The sequence below is a fragment of the Arthrobacter sp. KNU-44 genome (assembly GCF_051843155.1).
In the GTDB taxonomy this organism is placed as follows: Bacteria; Actinomycetota; Actinomycetes; order Actinomycetales; family Micrococcaceae; genus Arthrobacter.
The window spans coordinates 1,194,929-1,211,631 of the sequence record NZ_JBPXNG010000002.1 but is presented as its reverse complement, the minus strand read 5'-3'; the positions used below and the strand labels follow the sequence as shown (position 1 = coordinate 1,211,631).

Sequence of the window (16,703 nt, the reverse complement as noted above, 5' to 3'; positions counted from 1 at the left end):
GCTGCTCATTGACGACGCCGTGCCCGCACAGAGTCAACTACCAACGCGGCCATCAAAATGAAGGCGAGCGGCAGCCCGTAGAGGGCGGTGGACGTGACCCAGGCCGGTGCCACTCCACCGGCGAAAGCGACCGCCATCACGGCAGCGACGGCCGCCAGGGAAAGGACTGCGACGACTGCGGCAACGATGGTGAGCGGGCGGCGGAAGTCGTGGGGAATCATGGAAGCAACGCTAACAGTCCCGGGCCGCATCCCCGGTTCCAGGCCAGGGCGCAGTTCCGTTGCGTACAAAAGGCGGCAGGACCTGCCTGTGGGGGTCTCAAAGCGCGAATCCGCTGCCGGGCAGGATAACCTTGAAGCAACAGACCAACACGGTCAAGGCAGTTACCCCTATTCCCGCAGTATCCTGCGGATGCGGTGGCGCGCCGGCCGTGTCTCGCAAGTAAGAACGAAGAAGGTTGATTACGTGCCCACCGGCAAGGTCAAGTGGTATGACAAGGAAAAAGGCTTCGGATTCCTCGCAGCAGAGGACGGCCAGGAAGTATTTCTGCCCAAATCCGCGCTGCCCGAAGGGGTAGCGGATCTCAAGGCGGGCACCCGGGTTGAGTTCGGCGTCGCCGACGGTCGCCGGGGCGCCCAGGCGCTGGGACTCCGCGTGCTGGATAAGTTGCCTTCCATCGCCAAAGCCAAGCGCATGAATGCCCGCGAGCTCGCTCCGGTAGTCCAGGACCTCGTATCTGTCCTGGACAACCTCTCCGGCACGTTGTCCGCCGGTAAGTACCCTGAAGGCGCCAAGGGCAAGGCCATCGCCGCAGCCCTGCGCAAGGTTGCCGACGAGCTGGAAGCCTAAACCTGCCATGACATCAACGGCGAAACCCCGCACCGGCCTTCCTGTGTGGCGCGTCGGCAAGCCGGACGCTTTCCTGGCGGCCGCCGTCGACGTCGCCCGCAACGCGGTGGAGACCATCGCCAAGCCGGCCGAAATCGGACCGCACATTGCCGCGCGTTCCGAGGGCGAACGCGTGGTCACGCACTTGTTCGAATCGCGGCTGGCCGGCTACGGCGGGTGGCAGTGGTACGCCGTCGTGACCCGCAACTCGCGCTCCAAAGTGGTCACGGTCAGCGAGCTTGGCCTGCTGCCTTCGGAGGACTCCATCCTCGCCCCGGAATGGGTGCCTTGGGCAAAGCGCGTCCGTCCGGAGGACGAGGCGACCGCGGCCGAAGAGTTGGCGGAGGAAGCTGACGTTCCCGTTGACGCGGACGACGACGGTGGCCCCTCCGATGAGGACGTCGCCGCCTCCGGTGACGACCAAGAGAACGACGACGCCGACGACATCGAGGCTGACTAGCCCTTGGCGGACCCGGCGAGTGAATTCCCTGAAGGTGGAAACTGATGTCCACCTTCAAATCGCTCGGTGTCCTTAACTACCGCATTTGGTTCATCGGTGCCCTTATTTCCAATATCGGCACGTGGATGCAACGGACGGCCCAGGATTGGCTGGTTTTCGCCCATCTGAGCAACCACGATGCCGGCGCGATGGGCGTGACCTTGGCCCTCCAACTGGGTCCGCAGCTTTTCCTGGCCCCATGGGCCGGACTGCTTGCCGACCGCTACAGCCGGCGCAGGCTCCTGGTCATGACCCAAACGGCCATGGCGGTCCTGAGCACTGGCCTGGGACTCCTGGTGCTGAGCGGTGCAGCGCAGTTGTGGCATGTCTACGTGTTCGCGCTCCTGCTTGGCGTCGTCTCGGCACTTGACGCCCCGGTTCGCCAGACGTTCGTGTCGGAGCTGGTCAAGGATGACTATCTTTCCAACGCCGTTGCGTTGAACAGCGCATCCTTCAACGTCGCCCGCATGATCGGTCCCGCCGTGGCCGGCGTGTTGACGGTCGCGGTGGGGCCGGGCTGGGTATTCATGATCAATACCCTGACCTTCCTCGCAATGCTTGGCGCGATCCGGGCCATCCCCCTCGCCTCCTTACGCGTCCAACCCCGGGCCGCCGCTGGCAAGGGCCGCATCCGTGAGGGGCTTCGCTATGTCCGCAACCGCGCGGACATTGTGGTTGTCCTGGTCGCAATTTTCATCATGGGCACGTTCGGCCTGAACTTCGTCCTCTTCATCGCGGCCATGGTCGGCACGGAGTTCGGCATGGACGCGGGGGCATTCGGGCTGCTCAACTCGGTCATGGCGATCGGGTCCGTCGCAGGAGCATTGCTTTCCGCCCGGCGAGGGCGGCCACGGATGCGGCTCATCTTCGCGGCGGCTGGCGGGTTCGGCCTTGCGAGCGGACTGGCTGCCCTGGCGCCGAACTACACCATGTTCGCCTTGGCGCTGATTCCCTGCGGACTGTTTGCCCTGACCATGATCACGAGCGCCAACGGCTACGTGCAGTCCACCACGGAACCTGTCATGCGCGGCAGGGTCATGGCACTCTACATGGCCATCTTCATGGGTGGAACGCCCATCGGAGCACCGTTCGTCGGCTGGGTGTCCAACGTGGCCGGACCCCGATGGGCTGTGGGCGTGGCCGCCGGCGCGGGCGCCAGCACCGCCGTCGTCGGCATCGTGTGGATCATCCGCGCCCGCCAGCTGCGGCTCCGTTTCGATAGCAGCGCCCGCGGCATGCGGTTCTTCCGCATCGAGTCCCAAGGCGCCAGTGGCGCTGTTAATGAGGCTAGCGCCGTTAAAGAGGCCAGCGCCGCCCGGGATCCTCTCCCGGACGACGCCGACCAGTCCTGACTGCGGGAACGCGGCAGGTCCGTTACTTCTTCAGTTCGCCCACCACGAAGTCGATGCTGGCGAGCAACGCAGAGACGTCGTCCGGCTCGATGGCAACGAAGGTAGCGATGCGGAGCTGGTTGCGGCCCAGCTTGCGGTACGGCTCCGTGTCCACGACCCCGTTGGCGCGCAGCACCTTGGCGATGGCCGCGGCATCGATCGAGTCGTCGAAATCGATCGTGGCAATGACATTGGAGCGGTCCTCTGCCTTCGCGACGAACGGGGTGGCGTACTCGGAAGCCTCTGCCCAGTCATAGATCCGGCCTGCGGAGTCCGCGGTGCGTCCGGAAGCGAAGTCCAGGCCGCCATTCTTGTTGAGCCACTGGACCTGGGCATCCAACGTCACCAAAGTGGACAGGGACGGGGTGTTGTAGGTCTGGTTGAGCTTCGAGTTGTCGATAGCCGTCTGCAGGTCGAGGAAATCGGGGATCCAGCGGCCGCTTGCCTTGATGCGGGCCGCGCGCTCCAGGGCGGCGGGGGAGAAGAGTCCCAGCCACAGGCCGCCGTCGGACGCAAAGTTCTTCTGCGGGGCGAAGTAATAGACGTCAGCTTCGGCAACATCAACATCCAGGCCGCCGGCTGCGGACGTCGCATCCACCAGGACCAAGGCGCCGTCGTCACTGCCCTGAACCCGCTTGACCGGAGCGGCCACGCCCGTCGAAGTCTCGTTCTGCGGCCATGCGTATACGTCCACGCCTGCTTCGGCCTGTGAAACCGGCCGGGTGCCAGGCTCAGACTTGATGATGGACGAAGCTTCAAGGAAAGGTGCCTTGTTGGTTGCCGAAGCGAACTTGGAACCGAACTCACCGAAAGAGAGGTGCTGGGCCTTCTTCTCGACCAGGCCGAAGCTGGCGACGTCCCAGAACGCGGTGGAGCCTCCGACGCCGAGGATCACCTCGTAGCCCTCGGGCGCACGGAAGAACTGGCTGAGTCCCTCCCGGACGGAGCCCACCAGGTTCTTGACGGGCGCCTGGCGGTGGGAGGTGCCGAGGATCGTCGTCGAGGCGGCGGAAAGGGCCTCGATCTGCTCCGGGCGGACCTTGGAGGGCCCGGCGCCGAAGCGGCCGTCCTTGGGCAGCAAATCGGCGGGGATAGTGATGCTGTTGTCGCTCACGGGATGCTCCAATGGTGAAGTAGCGGCCTAGATGGGTCGTGGCAGGTGGCAAGCTGCCCCTTCGACTCCCCAATTCTGCCTGAAGCCGCAGGCGGGGGCAGAACCGAAGCTGTCATAGTCCGCCACGTGGAAAGCACTTGGTCGGCTGGCTCGGGTCAAGCGCCGGAATTATCCGGAGTAATTCCAAATAAGCTAAGCTTGGAGCTGGCGAAAATACGCTAGATACTGCGCTCGAGGAGCTGAGCTGGATGACGGATCTGATCGATACCACTGAGATGTATCTTCGGACCATTTTGGAGCTTGAAGAAGAGAACATCGTGGCTCTTCGCGCACGCATCGCCGAGCGCTTGCGGCACTCCGGCCCAACCGTTTCCCAGACGATCGGACGGATGGAGCGCGACGGTCTGGTGATTGTGTCCAACGACAGGCACCTTGAGCTGACTGAAACGGGCCGGAAACGCGCCACCGAGGTCATGCGCAAGCACCGGCTCGCCGAACGGCTCCTGGCAGATGTGATTGGACTGGACTGGGCCTACGTCCACGATGAAGCATGCCGCTGGGAGCATGTCATGAGTGAGCGCGTGGAACGGCGGCTCTATGAACTGCTTGACCACCCCACGGAATCGCCTTACGGCAACCCCATTCCCGGACTCGAAGCGCTGGGCGGAGTCGCGTCCCACGCCTTTACCGATGGCGTGGTCAATCTACTTGACGCGATGAACGAATACTCACCTGAAAACAGGGTCACCGTCAGTCGACTGGCTGAACCGATCCAGGTGGAGCCTGAACTTCTGGTGCAGCTGGACGAGGGCGGAATCCGCCCCGGCGCCAGGGTTTCCCTGGAACGTGTGGGGGAGTACATCTCCGTTCGCGTGCCCAATATCGACGGCGCATTGGAGCTGCCGCCCGAGGTTGCCTCGCACGTTTTTGTCACGGTCGCCTAGCTGGCCCGCCGATGCGGTTGGCAAATATAACGAAATTATTACCGCGGGGGCTTGATCCCCTATAGTTAAATACTGGCGCCGATACCAAAGCGTTACCTGATCCGAAGCCGAGTTCTGCCAGCGGATCAGGTGGATTAGTCCATTCACTGGCAGAAACGGAGGAACCACCATTGGCTGTCGAAAGACGGCCTTGGGGTGAAGTCCGTAGCGGAAGTGCAAACAGCGCAAGGCCCCTCCGGGTACCTTGCGTTTCGTGCCCTTCGCACGGACCGGGTCCACGATCTCTCTGGCCCGAATCCGACAGCTAACTTCGCAGGCTTGCCAGAGAGGAAAACCTTGACCACGCAGAACACCAGGGGCCGCAGGCGCGCGTCCGGTCCTACTGCTGTGCTGCGGAGCGCAAGCGCCGTCGAGCACGACAGGCCCCGCGATCCCCATCGCGAACTTCGTCGCCGCAAGGGTCCCTTGCGGCAGATGGCCGAGTTCGCCGCCGCAAGCGGAGCAGGACAGAAGGCCGGAGTGGCCCTTGCCGCTACAGGCCTCATCCTGACGGTCGCCTTGCCGGGCGCCGGCGCTATGACGGCCACGCCCGAGTCAAACCAAACCGCCTTGGCAGTGGGCACCCAGCCTGAGATTCCGGCCGCGGCAAGCGCCACGATCGACTTCAGCCGTGCTGCGGTTTCCACCACTGCCGATCCGGACAGCAAGCTCAAGCAGCTCCTGAGCGCGCAGTCCGTCGGCACTATCAAGACGTCGTCATCCAAGGGCACCCTGGGGGCGCCTCTCGACGCCCTGACAACGGCCTCGCCTTTCGGCTACCGCGTGAATCCCATCACGGGCGGCTTGGGAGAGTTCCATAGAGGCCAGGACTTCGTGGCCCAGTGCGGCACCCAGGTCCATGCTGCCGCGGCCGGCAAGGTCACTTTCGCCGGCTGGCATCCGTATGGCGGCGGAAACCGCATTGTGGTGGACCACGGCAACGGCCTGGAAACCACGTACAACCATTTGTCGTCCTTCAACGTCCAGGTGGGCCAGACGGTCAGCCGCGGCGATGTCATCGCATTGAGCGGCACCACCGGCGCCTCCACGGGCTGCCACCTCCACTTTGAAGTCATGGTCAACGGCGACGTCGTTGACCCCCTGGGCTGGCTGTAGCCAATCCGATGGAAGCCTCTCGCATGCTTGTCACGCTCCGTGACCTGAATGTGACATTCAATCAAAACTCATGTACCGTCTAAGACGCATCAACTTTTAGAGAGTTGATGCACTCGAGTGGATTGCCTAGCTCTGCCACTGCTCGAGGTTCCGTTCGCAAAACATCGTCTGGCAGAGGCGGGGGACCCAACTTTTGGTCATCTTCACCGATGGCCTTGGGGTTAAGTCGCACAACTTCCGAGAGGGAGAAGTGTGGCCGGATGACTCCCATCCGAATCCGACAGCTTACCTCGCGGGCATAGGGAGAGGCCTCTTAACGTGTCTTCACGCTCTACTGTTGCGCGCCACCGTGCCGCGGTCACCAAGACCAACTCGCTTGCCGTTATCGCTAAGACTGTCGGCAGCAACGCCGGTGGCGTAGGCCGTCAGGCAGCGGTTATCGCAGCTGCTTCCGGTCTGGTGCTTACTAGCGGTATCGCAGCCAACGCTGCAGAAACCAACGTCCCCCGCGAGTCCACTTCGACCTCCGCCCTGGAAGTCCAGTCCATCGCCCAAGCCAGCATTTCGGCTGACTCGTCCGTCGCCATCAAGTACGAGCGCCCGGCGGTCTCCACCGAAGCTGCTCCGGTTGTCGCAGCTCCGGTTGCCACGCAGGAAGCTGCTCCGGTTGCCACGCAGGCTGCAACGGGTGCCGCTACCGGCTCCTCGACGCTCTCTGTCACCGCTGCTGTTTCACCCGCCACGAAAGTTGCCAGCGGCAAGGGCGCAGCGATTGCTGCCGCAGCTTACGCACAGCTTGGCGTTGCCCAGGACTGCACCGCCCTGGCTTCGAACTCCCTGGCCGCCGTTGGGATCAACTTCCACGGCTGGCCGGCAGACTACCTCTCCCTTGGCCGCACGGTCAGCGCTGCTGAAGCGCAGCCGGGCGACTTGGTCTACTACCAGAACGGTGGCATGGGCATGGCCCACATCGCCGTTTACGTCGGCAACGGCATGGCAGTCCACGGCGGCTGGAACGGTGGCACCACCGCCCTTTACAGCGTCAACGTTGGCTCCGGCCCGGTCTTCATCCGCGTTGGTGGCTAGATAGCTCCGGCTACATAGCTTCACTGGAACATCCCCGCTGGTCCGCCGGCGGGGATGTTCTGTTTTAACCAGCATGCGCTAAATCACTGCTCCAGGCAGTCTCAAAGGGACGATTCGAGGAGTAGCCCCCAGGTGCGTGAAAGGTTCCGGCCATGTGTCCGGCACATGAACTTTGACCGACACCGCGCTGGAACTCCCGCAAGGATTCGTTGATCTGGCCTCCGGGTGTTTACTCTTAGGTTGTCGATCCACAGCCCGTACATGCAGAGGGCAGCCGGCCCTCGCGCCCCTGACGGGTGCGGCCGTGAAGAGGTACGTGCATGCGCACACTCGTTCTGAATGCTGGATATGAACCGCTGGCGGTAGTAACCTTCCGCCGGGCGCTGGTCCTTGTGCTCACCGGAAAAGCGAGCGTAGTGGCCGAAGGCGACGAGCCTGTCGTCGGGCCACAGGAGATTCTCGGACGTCCCTCCGTGATTCTGCTCAATCGCTACATCCGGCCGAGGTACAACACCATCACGGCGGTTACACGCCGCGGCGTCTTGCGCCGCGACGGTCACCGTTGCGCGTATTGCGGGAAAGCAGCGCACACCATTGACCACGTCCACCCCAAATCCAGGGGCGGCGCGGATTCCTGGGAAAACCTGGTGGCAGCGTGCTTGCGCTGCAACAACGCCAAGAGTGACCACACTCCGGCCGAGATGGGCTGGAAACTGAGGTTCACTCCGGCGGCGCCCACCGGGACTATCTGGCAAATCAAGGAGCTTGAGAAACCTGCGCCCGCATGGGATCCCTTCCTCCTGCCCGAATCGGCGGCCTGAACCGGAATTGAGCCTGCTTCCCGGGTAATCTGGGCGGGTGGACTTTGATGCGGTGATATTGGCGGGTGGCAAGTCCTCCCGCCTCGGCGGCGTGCCCAAAGCCCAGTTGAGGTACGACGGCGCCACCCTCCTTCAGCGTGCCGTCGCGGCTTCCCGCGGCGCCGGGAGGGTCGTCGTCGTCGGGCCGGATCCCGGCACTTTGCCGGACGGCACACTGACCGCACGGGAGGACCCGCCCTACGCCGGACCGGCAGCCGCGATCGCCGCCGGACTCCTCGCCCTAGGGCAAGACGGAGTAGCGCAAGACGGCGAAGGGCAAGACGCCGAAGGGCAAAACGGCGTGAGCCCGTCCCCGGAACACGCGCCCTGGGTCCTGGTCCTGGCCTGCGATATGCCCCTGGCGGCCGCCGCGGTTCCGGTCCTGCTTCGGGAACTTGCAGGCCACGAGGAAGCGGAAGGGGTCATGTCCGTATCCGCCGACGGCCGGAGGCAGCCGCTGCTCGGCATCTACCGGGTATCTGCTTTGCAACGGGAAGTGCTCGCAGCGGCAGAACAAGGTGGCCTGGCCAACGCCGCGGTCTTCCGACTGCTTGCTAGGCTTGATCTGCTGGCCGTGCCTGTCCCCGCAGGGTCCACCGATGACGTGGATACCTGGGACGATGCCGCGGCGCTTGGAGTGGACGGCGACGTGCCGTGACAACAGCTGTACCGGACAGTGGAGGCGGATCGTGAAGAGCCAGGAAGAAACGCTCGAGGAATGGTGCAGGAGCCTGCTGCAAGCATATGAGCTGGAAGACGTCGAGATCGACATCAACGAGATCCTGTCCCTGGCAGGCGTTGCAGCCCATTCAGTGGTCCGGCCTGCGGCTCCCTTGACCACCTTCATTGCGGGCTTCGCGGCTGGACTTGCTGCGGGTTCGGGACGAGCGACTGAAGCTGCATCGATGGATGCCGCCATGGGCCTGGCACGCACGCTCGCGAAGGACTATACGAATCCGGGAACCGACGCCGGATGACGGATGCCCCCGGGCATGTCCCGCATGCCGACCATTTGTGGGCCGAGGCGCGGCAACTTGCCTTCGATAGTGCCACGCCCATTCCCGCCGCGCCCATTGCGCTGAAGGACGCCATCGGCAGGACCTTGGCCGCGGATGTCCACGCCCTGCAGGACCTGCCGCACTATGCGTCCTCTGCGATGGATGGCTGGGCGGTCAACGGCAGCGGCCCATGGATCCTCGCCGAACCCGGCCATCGGCTGGCACCGCACCAAGCGAGTCCTATCGCCACCGGTGGCCTGATCCCGCCGGGGGCCAAGGCAGTGCTGCGGAGCGAGAACGGGGTCCTGACCACGGACGAAGATGGCTTGCCGCTGCTCGCGCTCGGCGGGAACGCGAAGCCGGGCGAACCGCGCAACGGTCAACACATCCGCAACGCGGGAGAAGAAGCTGCGGCGGGCGAGCTGCTGATCAAATCGGGCGTCGTCCTGAACCCGGCCCATCTCGCCCTGGCTGCCTTGGCCGGGCGCGATGAACTCGACGTGCTGGGCAAGCCCCTCGTGAAAATGCTCCTGACCGGCTCCGAAGTGGTGACCGCGGGTGTCCCGGTCCCCGGGCGGGTGCGGGATACCTTCGGTCCCCAGCTTGGCGCCGTCGTCGAGCTCCTTGGCGGGATCCGCGGCGAGCAAATCAAGGTGGGCGACTCCTATGAAGAATGGCTCTCGGGCCTTGAAGAGGGCGAGCCGTCGCCGGACGCGCCACCCGCCGACGTCGTCATCACCACTGGTGGAACCGGCCGCTCGGGGACCGACCACTTCCGGCGGGCCATTGCGGATCTCGGCGGACGCTTGCTGATTGACGGAATTGCGATGCGTCCGGGACATCCTGGCGTGCTGGCCGAACTGCCCGATGGGCGCTTCGTGCTGGGTCTCCCCGGCAATCCGCTCGCGGCCATGATGGTCCTCTTCACGATCGGTGCACCGCTTCTCGCGGGGCTGGGGCACAGGGCGCTGCCGGAGGTCGGCGAGGTTCCTTGCGGGGCAATGCTCGACGCCGATCCCGGACGCACGCGCTTGCTTCCCTTCAGGTTCGTGTACGGCCTGGCCGCGCCGGCCCAGCATGCGGGGCCCGGGATGATGCGCGGCCTCGCCGGTGCGGACGGAGTCATGGTGGTGCCGCCGCACGGCGTGCAACTGGGCGAGGCGGTGCCCGCTTTTCCGTTGCCGTGGGGGCCGCCGCTTCCCCTGCCGAAGTCCTCGGAAGACAAGGCCAAGAAGACTCCTGCCAAGCCGGCCCGTAAGGTTTCGTCCGGGCCGGTCGACTGGAGCGCCCTGACGGGCTGAGAGTTTCCGGTGCCGAATGGACGCGGGTGGATTAGAGAGTCAGGCCTTGCAATGATGGGGGCATGAACAGGCATGCACCCGAGCAGGACATCAACGAAGATGACCTCCAGATCCACCCACCCAAGCGCTCCGCTGCGGGCGTCAAGGCAGTCACCGTGGCATTGGAACGCGGTTGGGCCCAAGCGGGCGTCAGCCGGACCGTCAAGTCAATGCTCCGCGTCAACCAACGGGACGGTTTCGACTGTCCCGGCTGCGCCTGGCCGGAGTCCATCACCGGCAAACGCAGTCCAGCCGAGTTCTGTGAAAACGGGGCCAAGGCAATCGCCGAGGAGAGCACCACCCGTGTGGTCGACGCGGAGTTCTGGGCACGGCACTCCCTGGCCGAACTCGAGGACAAGACCGAATACTGGCTCGGCAGCCAAGGCCGCATTGCCGAGCCGGTCGTCATCCGCCCTGGCGACACACACTATTCGCCGATCAGCTGGACGGATGCTTTCGCCTTGATCGGCGAGCACGTGAATGCCACGACGCCGGACCGCTGCGTTTTCTATACCTCGGGGCGCACGGCCAACGAGACCGCGTTCATGTACCAGCTGTTTGCCCGCAGCCTGGGCACCAACAACCTGCCCGACTGCTCGAACATGTGCCACGAGTCCTCCGGGAGCGCCCTCAACCCGACCATCGGGATCGGCAAGGGCACAGTCTCGCTGGAAGACATCCACGAAGCGCAACTGGTGCTTGTCGTAGGCCAGAACCCGGGCACGAACCATCCGCGCATGCTGTCCGCCTTGCGTGATTGCAAGAACAACGGGGGCAAGGTTGTCGCCGTCAATCCTCTGCCGGAAGCCGGGCTCTTGAACTTCAAGGATCCCCAGTCGCTCAACGGCGTGGTGGGTGGTGGCACGGACATCGCCGATGAATTCCTGCAGATCAAGGTGGGCGGCGACCTTGCCCTGTTCCAGGCGCTGGGCCACCTCCTGCTGGAGGAGGAGAAGCGGCAGCCAGGAACAGTGGTTGATCGCGCCTTCATCGAGGCGCAGACCGACGGCTTCGAGGCCTACGCCGAGGCCCGGGCGGCGCTGGATTGGGTCGAGACGGAACGCGCCACGGGCTTGAGCCGCATTGAAATCACCAAGGTGGCCGGCATGCTGGCCGCCTCGAAGGGCACCATCATTTGCTGGGCGCTGGGGCTGACCCAGCAGCCCCACTCCGTGGATACCTTGCGTGAAATCATCAACCTGCTGCTCTTGCAGGGAAACTTCGGCAAGCGTGGCGCCGGTGCCTGTCCCGTCCGCGGCCACTCCAACGTGCAGGGCGACCGCACCATGGGCATCTGGGAGAAGCCTTCCGAGGGCTTCCTCGCAGCCTTGGACAAAGAGTTTGGATTCACGACCCCCCGGGCGCACGGGTACGACTCCGTGGAAACCCAACACGCCTTGGAAAAGGGCGAAGTGGACGTGTTCGTTTCCATGGGCGGCAACTTCGCCGCGGCAGGCTCGGACACCGTCGCGCTGGAGGAAGGGCTCAAGCGGGCCGGGCTGACGGTGCACATCTCCACCAAGCCCAACCGCGCCCACGTGGTGCACGGCAAGACCTCCCTGATCCTGCCCACCCTGGGCCGAACCGACACGGACGACAAACACCCGGGCGGACGGCAGATCCTCTCCGTGGAAGACTCCATGTCCGTCATCCACACCACCCAGGGCCGCTTGAGTCCGATCTCGGAGCATTTGCTCAGCGAACCTGTCATCGTCGCACGCATGGCACAGGCGGTCCTCGGGGACAACCACCCTGTGGATTGGCGTGCCATGGCCGAGGACTACGACGTCATCCGGGACCACATCTCCAGGGTGATCCCCGGTTTCGAGGACTTCAACGCAAGGGTGCGGACCAAGAACGGCTTCGTCCTGCCCAATCCACCACGCGACACCCGCACGTTCGCCACGGACATCGGCAAGGCACGATTCACCGTGAGCCCGCTGGAGTATCTAGAAGCCCCGGCAGGCCACCTGATCCTCCAGACGGTCCGCAGCCACGACCAGTACAACACCACGTTCTACGGCTTGGACGACCGCTACCGGGGCATTTCCGAAGGCCGCCGGGTCATCCTGGTCCACGGGGACGATCTCAGCGAACTCGGCTTCGAGGACAGGGACATGGTGGACGTCATCTCCACTTTCGGCGGAACGGAACGCCGGGCGGACAAGTTCCGGCTGGTTGCCTACCCCACGGCCAAGGGTTGCGCAGCCGCGTACTTCCCGGAGGCCAACGCCCTGGTCCACCGGGAACTCGTTGCCCGCGAATCCAACACCCCCGGCTACAAGGCCATGACGGTGCGGTTCGTCAAGCACTATGAAGCTGCCGAACACGAGGAAGCTGCCGGAACGGTGGGTATCTGAGATGGGACGGGTGACCGAGCGCCGCAAGGTGCACAAATTCGTCCTGGATGGCTCCGCCCAGGCGCTGGAGCACCCGGTCCGCTACCGCGAGGACTTCCTGGCCGTCGAGGAGCCGCTCGAGGTGCGCCTGGGGCACATGTCCTTCTCGGTGACCATGCGGACTCCTGGCGACGATTTCGACCTCGTGGCGGGCTTCCTGGTCTCCGAAGGTGTCATCTGGGACCCGGCCCAGCTCATTTCGCTGCGCTTCTGCGCCGGCGAGGACGAGAACGGCGTTCAGACCTTCAACGTCGTGGAGGCGCAGTTGCGTCCCGACGTCGTCCTTCCCGAGACCGGCCGCAACGTCTACACCTCCAGCTCGTGCGGAATCTGCGGCACCGACTCCATCGAGGCAGTGCGCAAATCCTCCCACTTCAACCCAGCGGATGACGCCCTGAGCGTCCCGGTCGAGGTTCTGGCCGCCCTGCCTGACCGTCTCCGCGAAGCACAAGCGGTCTTCGACAAGACCGGGGGAGTGCATGCCGCCGGACTCTTCCGGATCCACGACGACGGCGCAGGCGGCGCTGCCGAGCTGTTGTGCCTGCGGGAAGACGTGGGCAGGCACAACGCCGTGGACAAGGTGGTGGGCTGGGCGCTGCGCGAAGGAATGTTGCCCCTGCGCGGCACTGTCCTGCAGGTCTCCGGGAGGGCATCCTTCGAGCTCGTCCAGAAGGCGGCGCTCGCAGGAATCCCGGTTCTGGCCGCCGTCAGCGCACCGTCCAGCCTTGCCGTGGAGCTCGCGCAGGAGACCGGTTTGACCCTGGTGGGCTTCAGCCGGGGGACCAGCCTCAACGTCTACGCGGGCAGTGAGCGGGTGGCGACTAGGGACTTGTAGGGATAGCCGTCAATCACTTGGCTATTGTCCAGGAACAACGTAGATTTTATCCATCGAATGGAATCCGTTTCCTCCGGACAGTGACCTTGCTTACGAGGCTGGCCATAACGGTAAGGAAGCAATCTACCCAGCCCAGCGCTAAAGGGGACTTCAATTGCACGACGACCGCCGGATCACCGAGAAGCGGCTCGAACGTTTTGTCCGGGAGCGGATAGCTCCCGCCATCTATGGCCGCGCACTGCCTCTTGAACTGAGCAGCTGGGATGCCCCGGGAGAGCCGGTTCCGGTCTCCGAAGCACTTCGCCAGGTTTTTGAACCCCAGGAACACGGCGCCGTGTGGGGCAAGGCCTGGAGCACCAAATGGCTTAGGCTTCGTGGCGAGGTCCCGGAGGGCTGGGGAGTCGCTGATGGCACCACGGTGGAGATCGTCGTCGATCTCGGTTTCAGCATCGACGCCCCCGGTTTCCAGTGCGAAGGCATCGCCTGGCGGCCGGACGGCACCATCATCAAGGCCATCTCTCCGCGCAACCAACATGTCCCGTTGAAGCTTCTGGGTGGCGGACTCTCGGTGGACTTCTACGTGGAAGCCGCGGCCAATCCGGATCTCAGCCAGGGGTGGAGCTTCGCGGCAACCCCGCTCGGGGACAAGTCCACCTCCGGAGACGAGCCTCGCTACCGGCTTGGACGCATAGCCATCGCCGAACTCAACGAGGTGGTGTGGGAGCTCCACCAAGACATCTGGACTCTCAGCGGGTTGATGCACGAGCTACCTTTCGAACTGCCGCGGCGGCATGAGATCCTTCGCGCCTTTGAGCGCATGCTGGACATCATGGACCCGGACGATGTCGCCGGGACAGCAGTCGCCGGCAGGGAAGCGCTTGCCGAGGTCTTGAGCCGGCCAGCTTACGCCTCGGCCCATGAACTACTGGCTACCGGCCACGCACACATCGACTCGGCCTGGCTATGGCCCGTCCGTGAAACCATCCGCAAATGCGCCCGTACGTTCTCCAACGTTGTCGCCCTCATGGACGAGAACCCCGATTTCGTCTTCTCCTGCTCCTCGGCGCAGCAATTGGCGTGGATGAAGGAGTTCTATCCCGAGCTGTTCATCCGGATTCGGGAGAAGGTCAAGTCAGGGCAGTTCGTGCCGGTCGGCGGCATGTGGGTGGAATCGGACACCAACATGCCCGGCGGCGAGGCAATGGCCCGGCAATTCGTGGAGGGCAAGAGCTTCTTCCTGCAGGAGTTCGGCATCGACTGCCAGGAGGCCTGGCTACCCGACTCCTTCGGATATTCCGGGGCCCTCCCGCAGATCGTCAAGTCCGCTGGTTCCCGGTGGTTCCTGACCCAGAAGATCTCCTGGAACCAGGTCAATAAGATGCCGCACCATACCTTCAATTGGGAGGGCATCGACGGCACGCGGCTTTTCACCCACTTCCCGCCCGTGGACACCTACAACTCCGAGCTTCACGGCCGCGAACTCGCCCATGCCCAGCGCAACTACCGGGAGCACGGCCGGGGCACCATATCGCTGGTTCCCTTCGGTTACGGCGATGGCGGTGGCGGACCCACGCGCGAAATGGTTGCCGCAGCGCACCGGACGGCGGACCTGGAAGGCTCGCCGAAGGTGCGCATGGGAACCGCAATGGAGTTCTTCACGCAGGCCGAGACCGAGTACCGCAATCTCCCGGTCTGGGTGGGCGAGATGTACCTCGAGCTGCACAGAGGAACATACACGACCCAGGCCAACACCAAACAGGGGAACCGCCGCTCGGAACACCTGCTGCGCGAGGCCGAGCTTTGGTGCTCGACGGCGGCAGTACGGACTGCAGGTTCGTTCACCTATCCCTCGGCGGACCTCAAGCGATTGTGGCGACTTGTACTGCTGCAGCAGTTCCACGACATCCTGCCGGGCAGTTCCATCGCGTGGGTCCACCAGGACGCGGAGCGGAACTATGCCGCGATCGCCCGGGAGCTGGAAGGCATCATTGCAAGTGCCGCGTCGGCCCTCCTGGGCGAGGGGGACACCATGTTCCTGCTCAATGCGGCCCCGCATGAGCGCACCGGTGTTCCGGCTCTCGCCGCTGCGGAAGCGGTCCACCCGGATAGTCCGGTCAACGTCGCGGAACGCGCCGGCGGCTATGTTTTGGACAACGGCATCATCCGCGCGGTGCTCGACGCCAACGGATTGCTGACCTCCCTCTCGGATTACGCAACGGGCCGCGAAGCCATTGCGCCCGGGATGTTCGGCAACCACCTTGAGCTCCACCGGGACACGCCTAACGAATGGGATGCCTGGGACATCGACGAGTTTTACCGCCGGAACGTCGTCTCGGTAGTCGAGGCGCGATCGGTGACGCTGGAAAGCGCGGGCTGGGACGCCGTCGTCGTGGTGGAGCGGACTGTGGGCTCCTCCACCATCACGCAGCGCATCTCCCTCGAAGCGGGCGCGGAATCCCTCGGCATTTCCACCACGGTGGACTGGCAGGAACACGAGAAACTGCTGAAGATCGGTTTCCCGCTGGATGTCCGTGCTGACCGTTCCGCCTCCGAGACCCAGTTCGGGCACGTATTCCGGGCGACGCACACCAACACGTCCTGGGAAGCTGCCAAGTTCGAATTTTGTGCACACCGGTGGATCCACGTGGCAGAGCCGGGTTACGGCGTCGCCATCTCCAACGCGTCAAGCTACGGGCATGACGTCACCCGCAGCATCCGCGACGATGGCGGAACCACCACCAACGTCCGTGTGTCACTGCTGCGGGCGCCCAAGTTCCCGGACCCCCAGGCCGACCTTGGTGTGCACGTCCTGGATCTGAGCATCCGGCCCGGCGCCAGCATCGGCGGGGCCGTGGAGGAGGGCTACCGGACCAACCTGAAACCGAGGTTGCGGGCAGGGGCGAACCCCGTGGAGCCGCTTTTCACCGTGTTCAACCAGGCGCTGGTCATCGAAGCCGTCAAGCTTGCCGAGGACGGCTCCGGAGATGTCATTGTGAGGCTTTATGAATCGCTGGGAGAACGCTCCACGGGCCTCATCACGGCGAACTTCGATTCCCGGATGGTGCAATCAGTGGACCTCTTGGAGCGCCCCGTTGAGGCTCCCGGTGTGACGCCCGGAGCGGGTGCCGCCGAATTGACCCTGCGCCCGTTCCAGTTGGTGACCTTGCGATTCAGCCGCTGAGTTTCCTGCGTGC

15 protein-coding genes and 2 riboswitches are annotated in these 16,703 nt (G+C 64.4%); of the genes, 13 read left to right on the top strand and 2 right to left on the bottom strand.

Annotation, left to right across the window (positions count from 1 at the left end):
* Nucleotides 1-5 precede the first annotated feature (5 nt).
* The gene (locus ACSVHC_RS06360) at nucleotides 6-221 is read right to left on the bottom strand and encodes a hypothetical protein (protein WP_437772575.1); all 216 of its coding nucleotides are present in this window, start codon (nucleotides 219-221) and stop codon (nucleotides 6-8) included.
* A gap of 244 nt (nucleotides 222-465) precedes the next feature.
* Here ACSVHC_RS06360 and ACSVHC_RS06355 point away from each other — a divergent pair, with 244 nt between their 5' ends.
* From ACSVHC_RS06355 to ACSVHC_RS06345, 3 genes are read left to right on the top strand one after another with little or no spacing between them, the layout of a single operon-like run.
* Complete coding sequence (locus ACSVHC_RS06355) at nucleotides 466-849, top strand: cold-shock protein (protein WP_059388199.1); 384 nt, start codon at nucleotides 466-468, stop codon at nucleotides 847-849.
* A 7-nt stretch (nucleotides 850-856) separates the two neighbouring features.
* The gene (locus tag ACSVHC_RS06350; RefSeq protein ID WP_437772576.1) at nucleotides 857-1,348 is read left to right on the top strand and encodes a DUF3027 domain-containing protein; all 492 of its coding nucleotides are present in this window, start codon (nucleotides 857-859) and stop codon (nucleotides 1,346-1,348) included.
* A 44-nt stretch (nucleotides 1,349-1,392) separates the two neighbouring features.
* Complete coding sequence (locus ACSVHC_RS06345; RefSeq protein WP_437772577.1) at nucleotides 1,393-2,739, top strand: MFS transporter; 1,347 nt, start codon at nucleotides 1,393-1,395, stop codon at nucleotides 2,737-2,739.
* A gap of 22 nt (nucleotides 2,740-2,761) precedes the next feature.
* Here ACSVHC_RS06345 and serC read toward each other — a convergent pair whose 3' ends face one another.
* Entirely contained in the window at nucleotides 2,762-3,892 is a 1,131-nt protein-coding gene (gene serC / locus ACSVHC_RS06340) for a phosphoserine transaminase (RefSeq protein ID WP_437772578.1), read from the bottom strand.
* Between the two features lie 248 nt (nucleotides 3,893-4,140).
* Here serC and ACSVHC_RS06335 point away from each other — a divergent pair, with 248 nt between their 5' ends.
* From ACSVHC_RS06335 to ACSVHC_RS06290, 10 genes are all read left to right on the top strand, one after another.
* Nucleotides 4,141-4,836, top strand: coding sequence for a metal-dependent transcriptional regulator (locus tag ACSVHC_RS06335; RefSeq protein WP_345452396.1), 696 nt, complete (start codon nucleotides 4,141-4,143; stop codon nucleotides 4,834-4,836).
* Nucleotides 4,837-4,962: 126 nt separating this feature from the next.
* A riboswitch (cyclic di-AMP (ydaO/yuaA leader) is annotated at nucleotides 4,963-5,170 on the top strand.
* Nucleotides 5,171-5,172: 2 nt separating this feature from the next.
* On the top strand, nucleotides 5,173-5,991 hold the full coding sequence (locus tag ACSVHC_RS06330) for a M23 family metallopeptidase (protein WP_437772579.1): 819 nt from the start codon (nucleotides 5,173-5,175) through the stop codon (nucleotides 5,989-5,991).
* 145 nt (nucleotides 5,992-6,136) lie between these two features.
* A riboswitch (cyclic di-AMP (ydaO/yuaA leader) is annotated at nucleotides 6,137-6,304 on the top strand.
* Between the two features lie 5 nt (nucleotides 6,305-6,309).
* Complete coding sequence (locus ACSVHC_RS06325; RefSeq protein ID WP_437772580.1) at nucleotides 6,310-7,077, top strand: NlpC/P60 family protein; 768 nt, start codon at nucleotides 6,310-6,312, stop codon at nucleotides 7,075-7,077.
* 320 nt (nucleotides 7,078-7,397) lie between these two features.
* Nucleotides 7,398-7,898 (top strand): HNH endonuclease, encoded by a 501-nt coding sequence (locus ACSVHC_RS06320; protein WP_028266173.1) that lies wholly within the window; start codon nucleotides 7,398-7,400, stop codon nucleotides 7,896-7,898.
* 37 nt (nucleotides 7,899-7,935) lie between these two features.
* Entirely contained in the window at nucleotides 7,936-8,595 is a 660-nt protein-coding gene (mobA, locus tag ACSVHC_RS06315; protein ID WP_437772581.1) for a molybdenum cofactor guanylyltransferase, read from the top strand.
* Between the two features lie 31 nt (nucleotides 8,596-8,626).
* A complete protein-coding gene (locus ACSVHC_RS06310) occupies nucleotides 8,627-8,914 on the top strand; it encodes a DUF6457 domain-containing protein (RefSeq protein ID WP_437772582.1) in 288 nt (95 codons plus the stop codon).
* A complete protein-coding gene (locus tag ACSVHC_RS06305; RefSeq protein ID WP_439180667.1) occupies nucleotides 8,911-10,236 on the top strand; it encodes a molybdopterin molybdotransferase MoeA in 1,326 nt (441 codons plus the stop codon). The genes ACSVHC_RS06310 and ACSVHC_RS06305 overlap by 4 nt, the downstream gene beginning before the upstream one ends.
* Before the next feature lie 62 nt (nucleotides 10,237-10,298).
* Complete coding sequence (locus tag ACSVHC_RS06300; protein ID WP_437772584.1) at nucleotides 10,299-12,635, top strand: FdhF/YdeP family oxidoreductase; 2,337 nt, start codon at nucleotides 10,299-10,301, stop codon at nucleotides 12,633-12,635.
* A 1-nt stretch (nucleotide 12,636) separates the two neighbouring features.
* Entirely contained in the window at nucleotides 12,637-13,509 is an 873-nt protein-coding gene (gene fdhD / locus ACSVHC_RS06295) for a formate dehydrogenase accessory sulfurtransferase FdhD (RefSeq protein WP_437772585.1), read from the top strand.
* 154 nt (nucleotides 13,510-13,663) lie between these two features.
* Nucleotides 13,664-16,690: an alpha-mannosidase gene (locus ACSVHC_RS06290; RefSeq protein WP_437772586.1), complete on the top strand. Its 3,027-nt coding sequence runs from the start codon at nucleotides 13,664-13,666 to the stop codon at nucleotides 16,688-16,690.
* Nucleotides 16,691-16,703 lie beyond the last annotated feature (13 nt).

Bases quoted from the DNA above. Each gene is read 5' to 3' on its own strand.
- ACSVHC_RS06360 (WP_437772575.1), bottom strand. From the start codon at position 221: ATGATTCCCCACGACTTCCGCCGCCCGCTCACCATCGTTGCCGCAGTC.
- ACSVHC_RS06350 (WP_437772576.1), top strand. From the start codon at position 857: ATGACATCAACGGCGAAACCCCGCACCGGCCTTCCTGTGTGGCGCGTC.
- ACSVHC_RS06345 (WP_437772577.1), top strand. From the start codon at position 1,393: ATGTCCACCTTCAAATCGCTCGGTGTCCTTAACTACCGCATTTGGTTC.
- ACSVHC_RS06335 (WP_345452396.1), top strand. From the start codon at position 4,141: ATGACGGATCTGATCGATACCACTGAGATGTATCTTCGGACCATTTTG.
- ACSVHC_RS06320 (WP_028266173.1), top strand. From the start codon at position 7,398: ATGCGCACACTCGTTCTGAATGCTGGATATGAACCGCTGGCGGTAGTA.
- ACSVHC_RS06305 (WP_439180667.1), top strand. From the start codon at position 8,911: ATGACGGATGCCCCCGGGCATGTCCCGCATGCCGACCATTTGTGGGCC.
- ACSVHC_RS06300 (WP_437772584.1), top strand. From the start codon at position 10,299: ATGAACAGGCATGCACCCGAGCAGGACATCAACGAAGATGACCTCCAG.
- fdhD (WP_437772585.1), top strand. From the start codon at position 12,637: ATGGGACGGGTGACCGAGCGCCGCAAGGTGCACAAATTCGTCCTGGAT.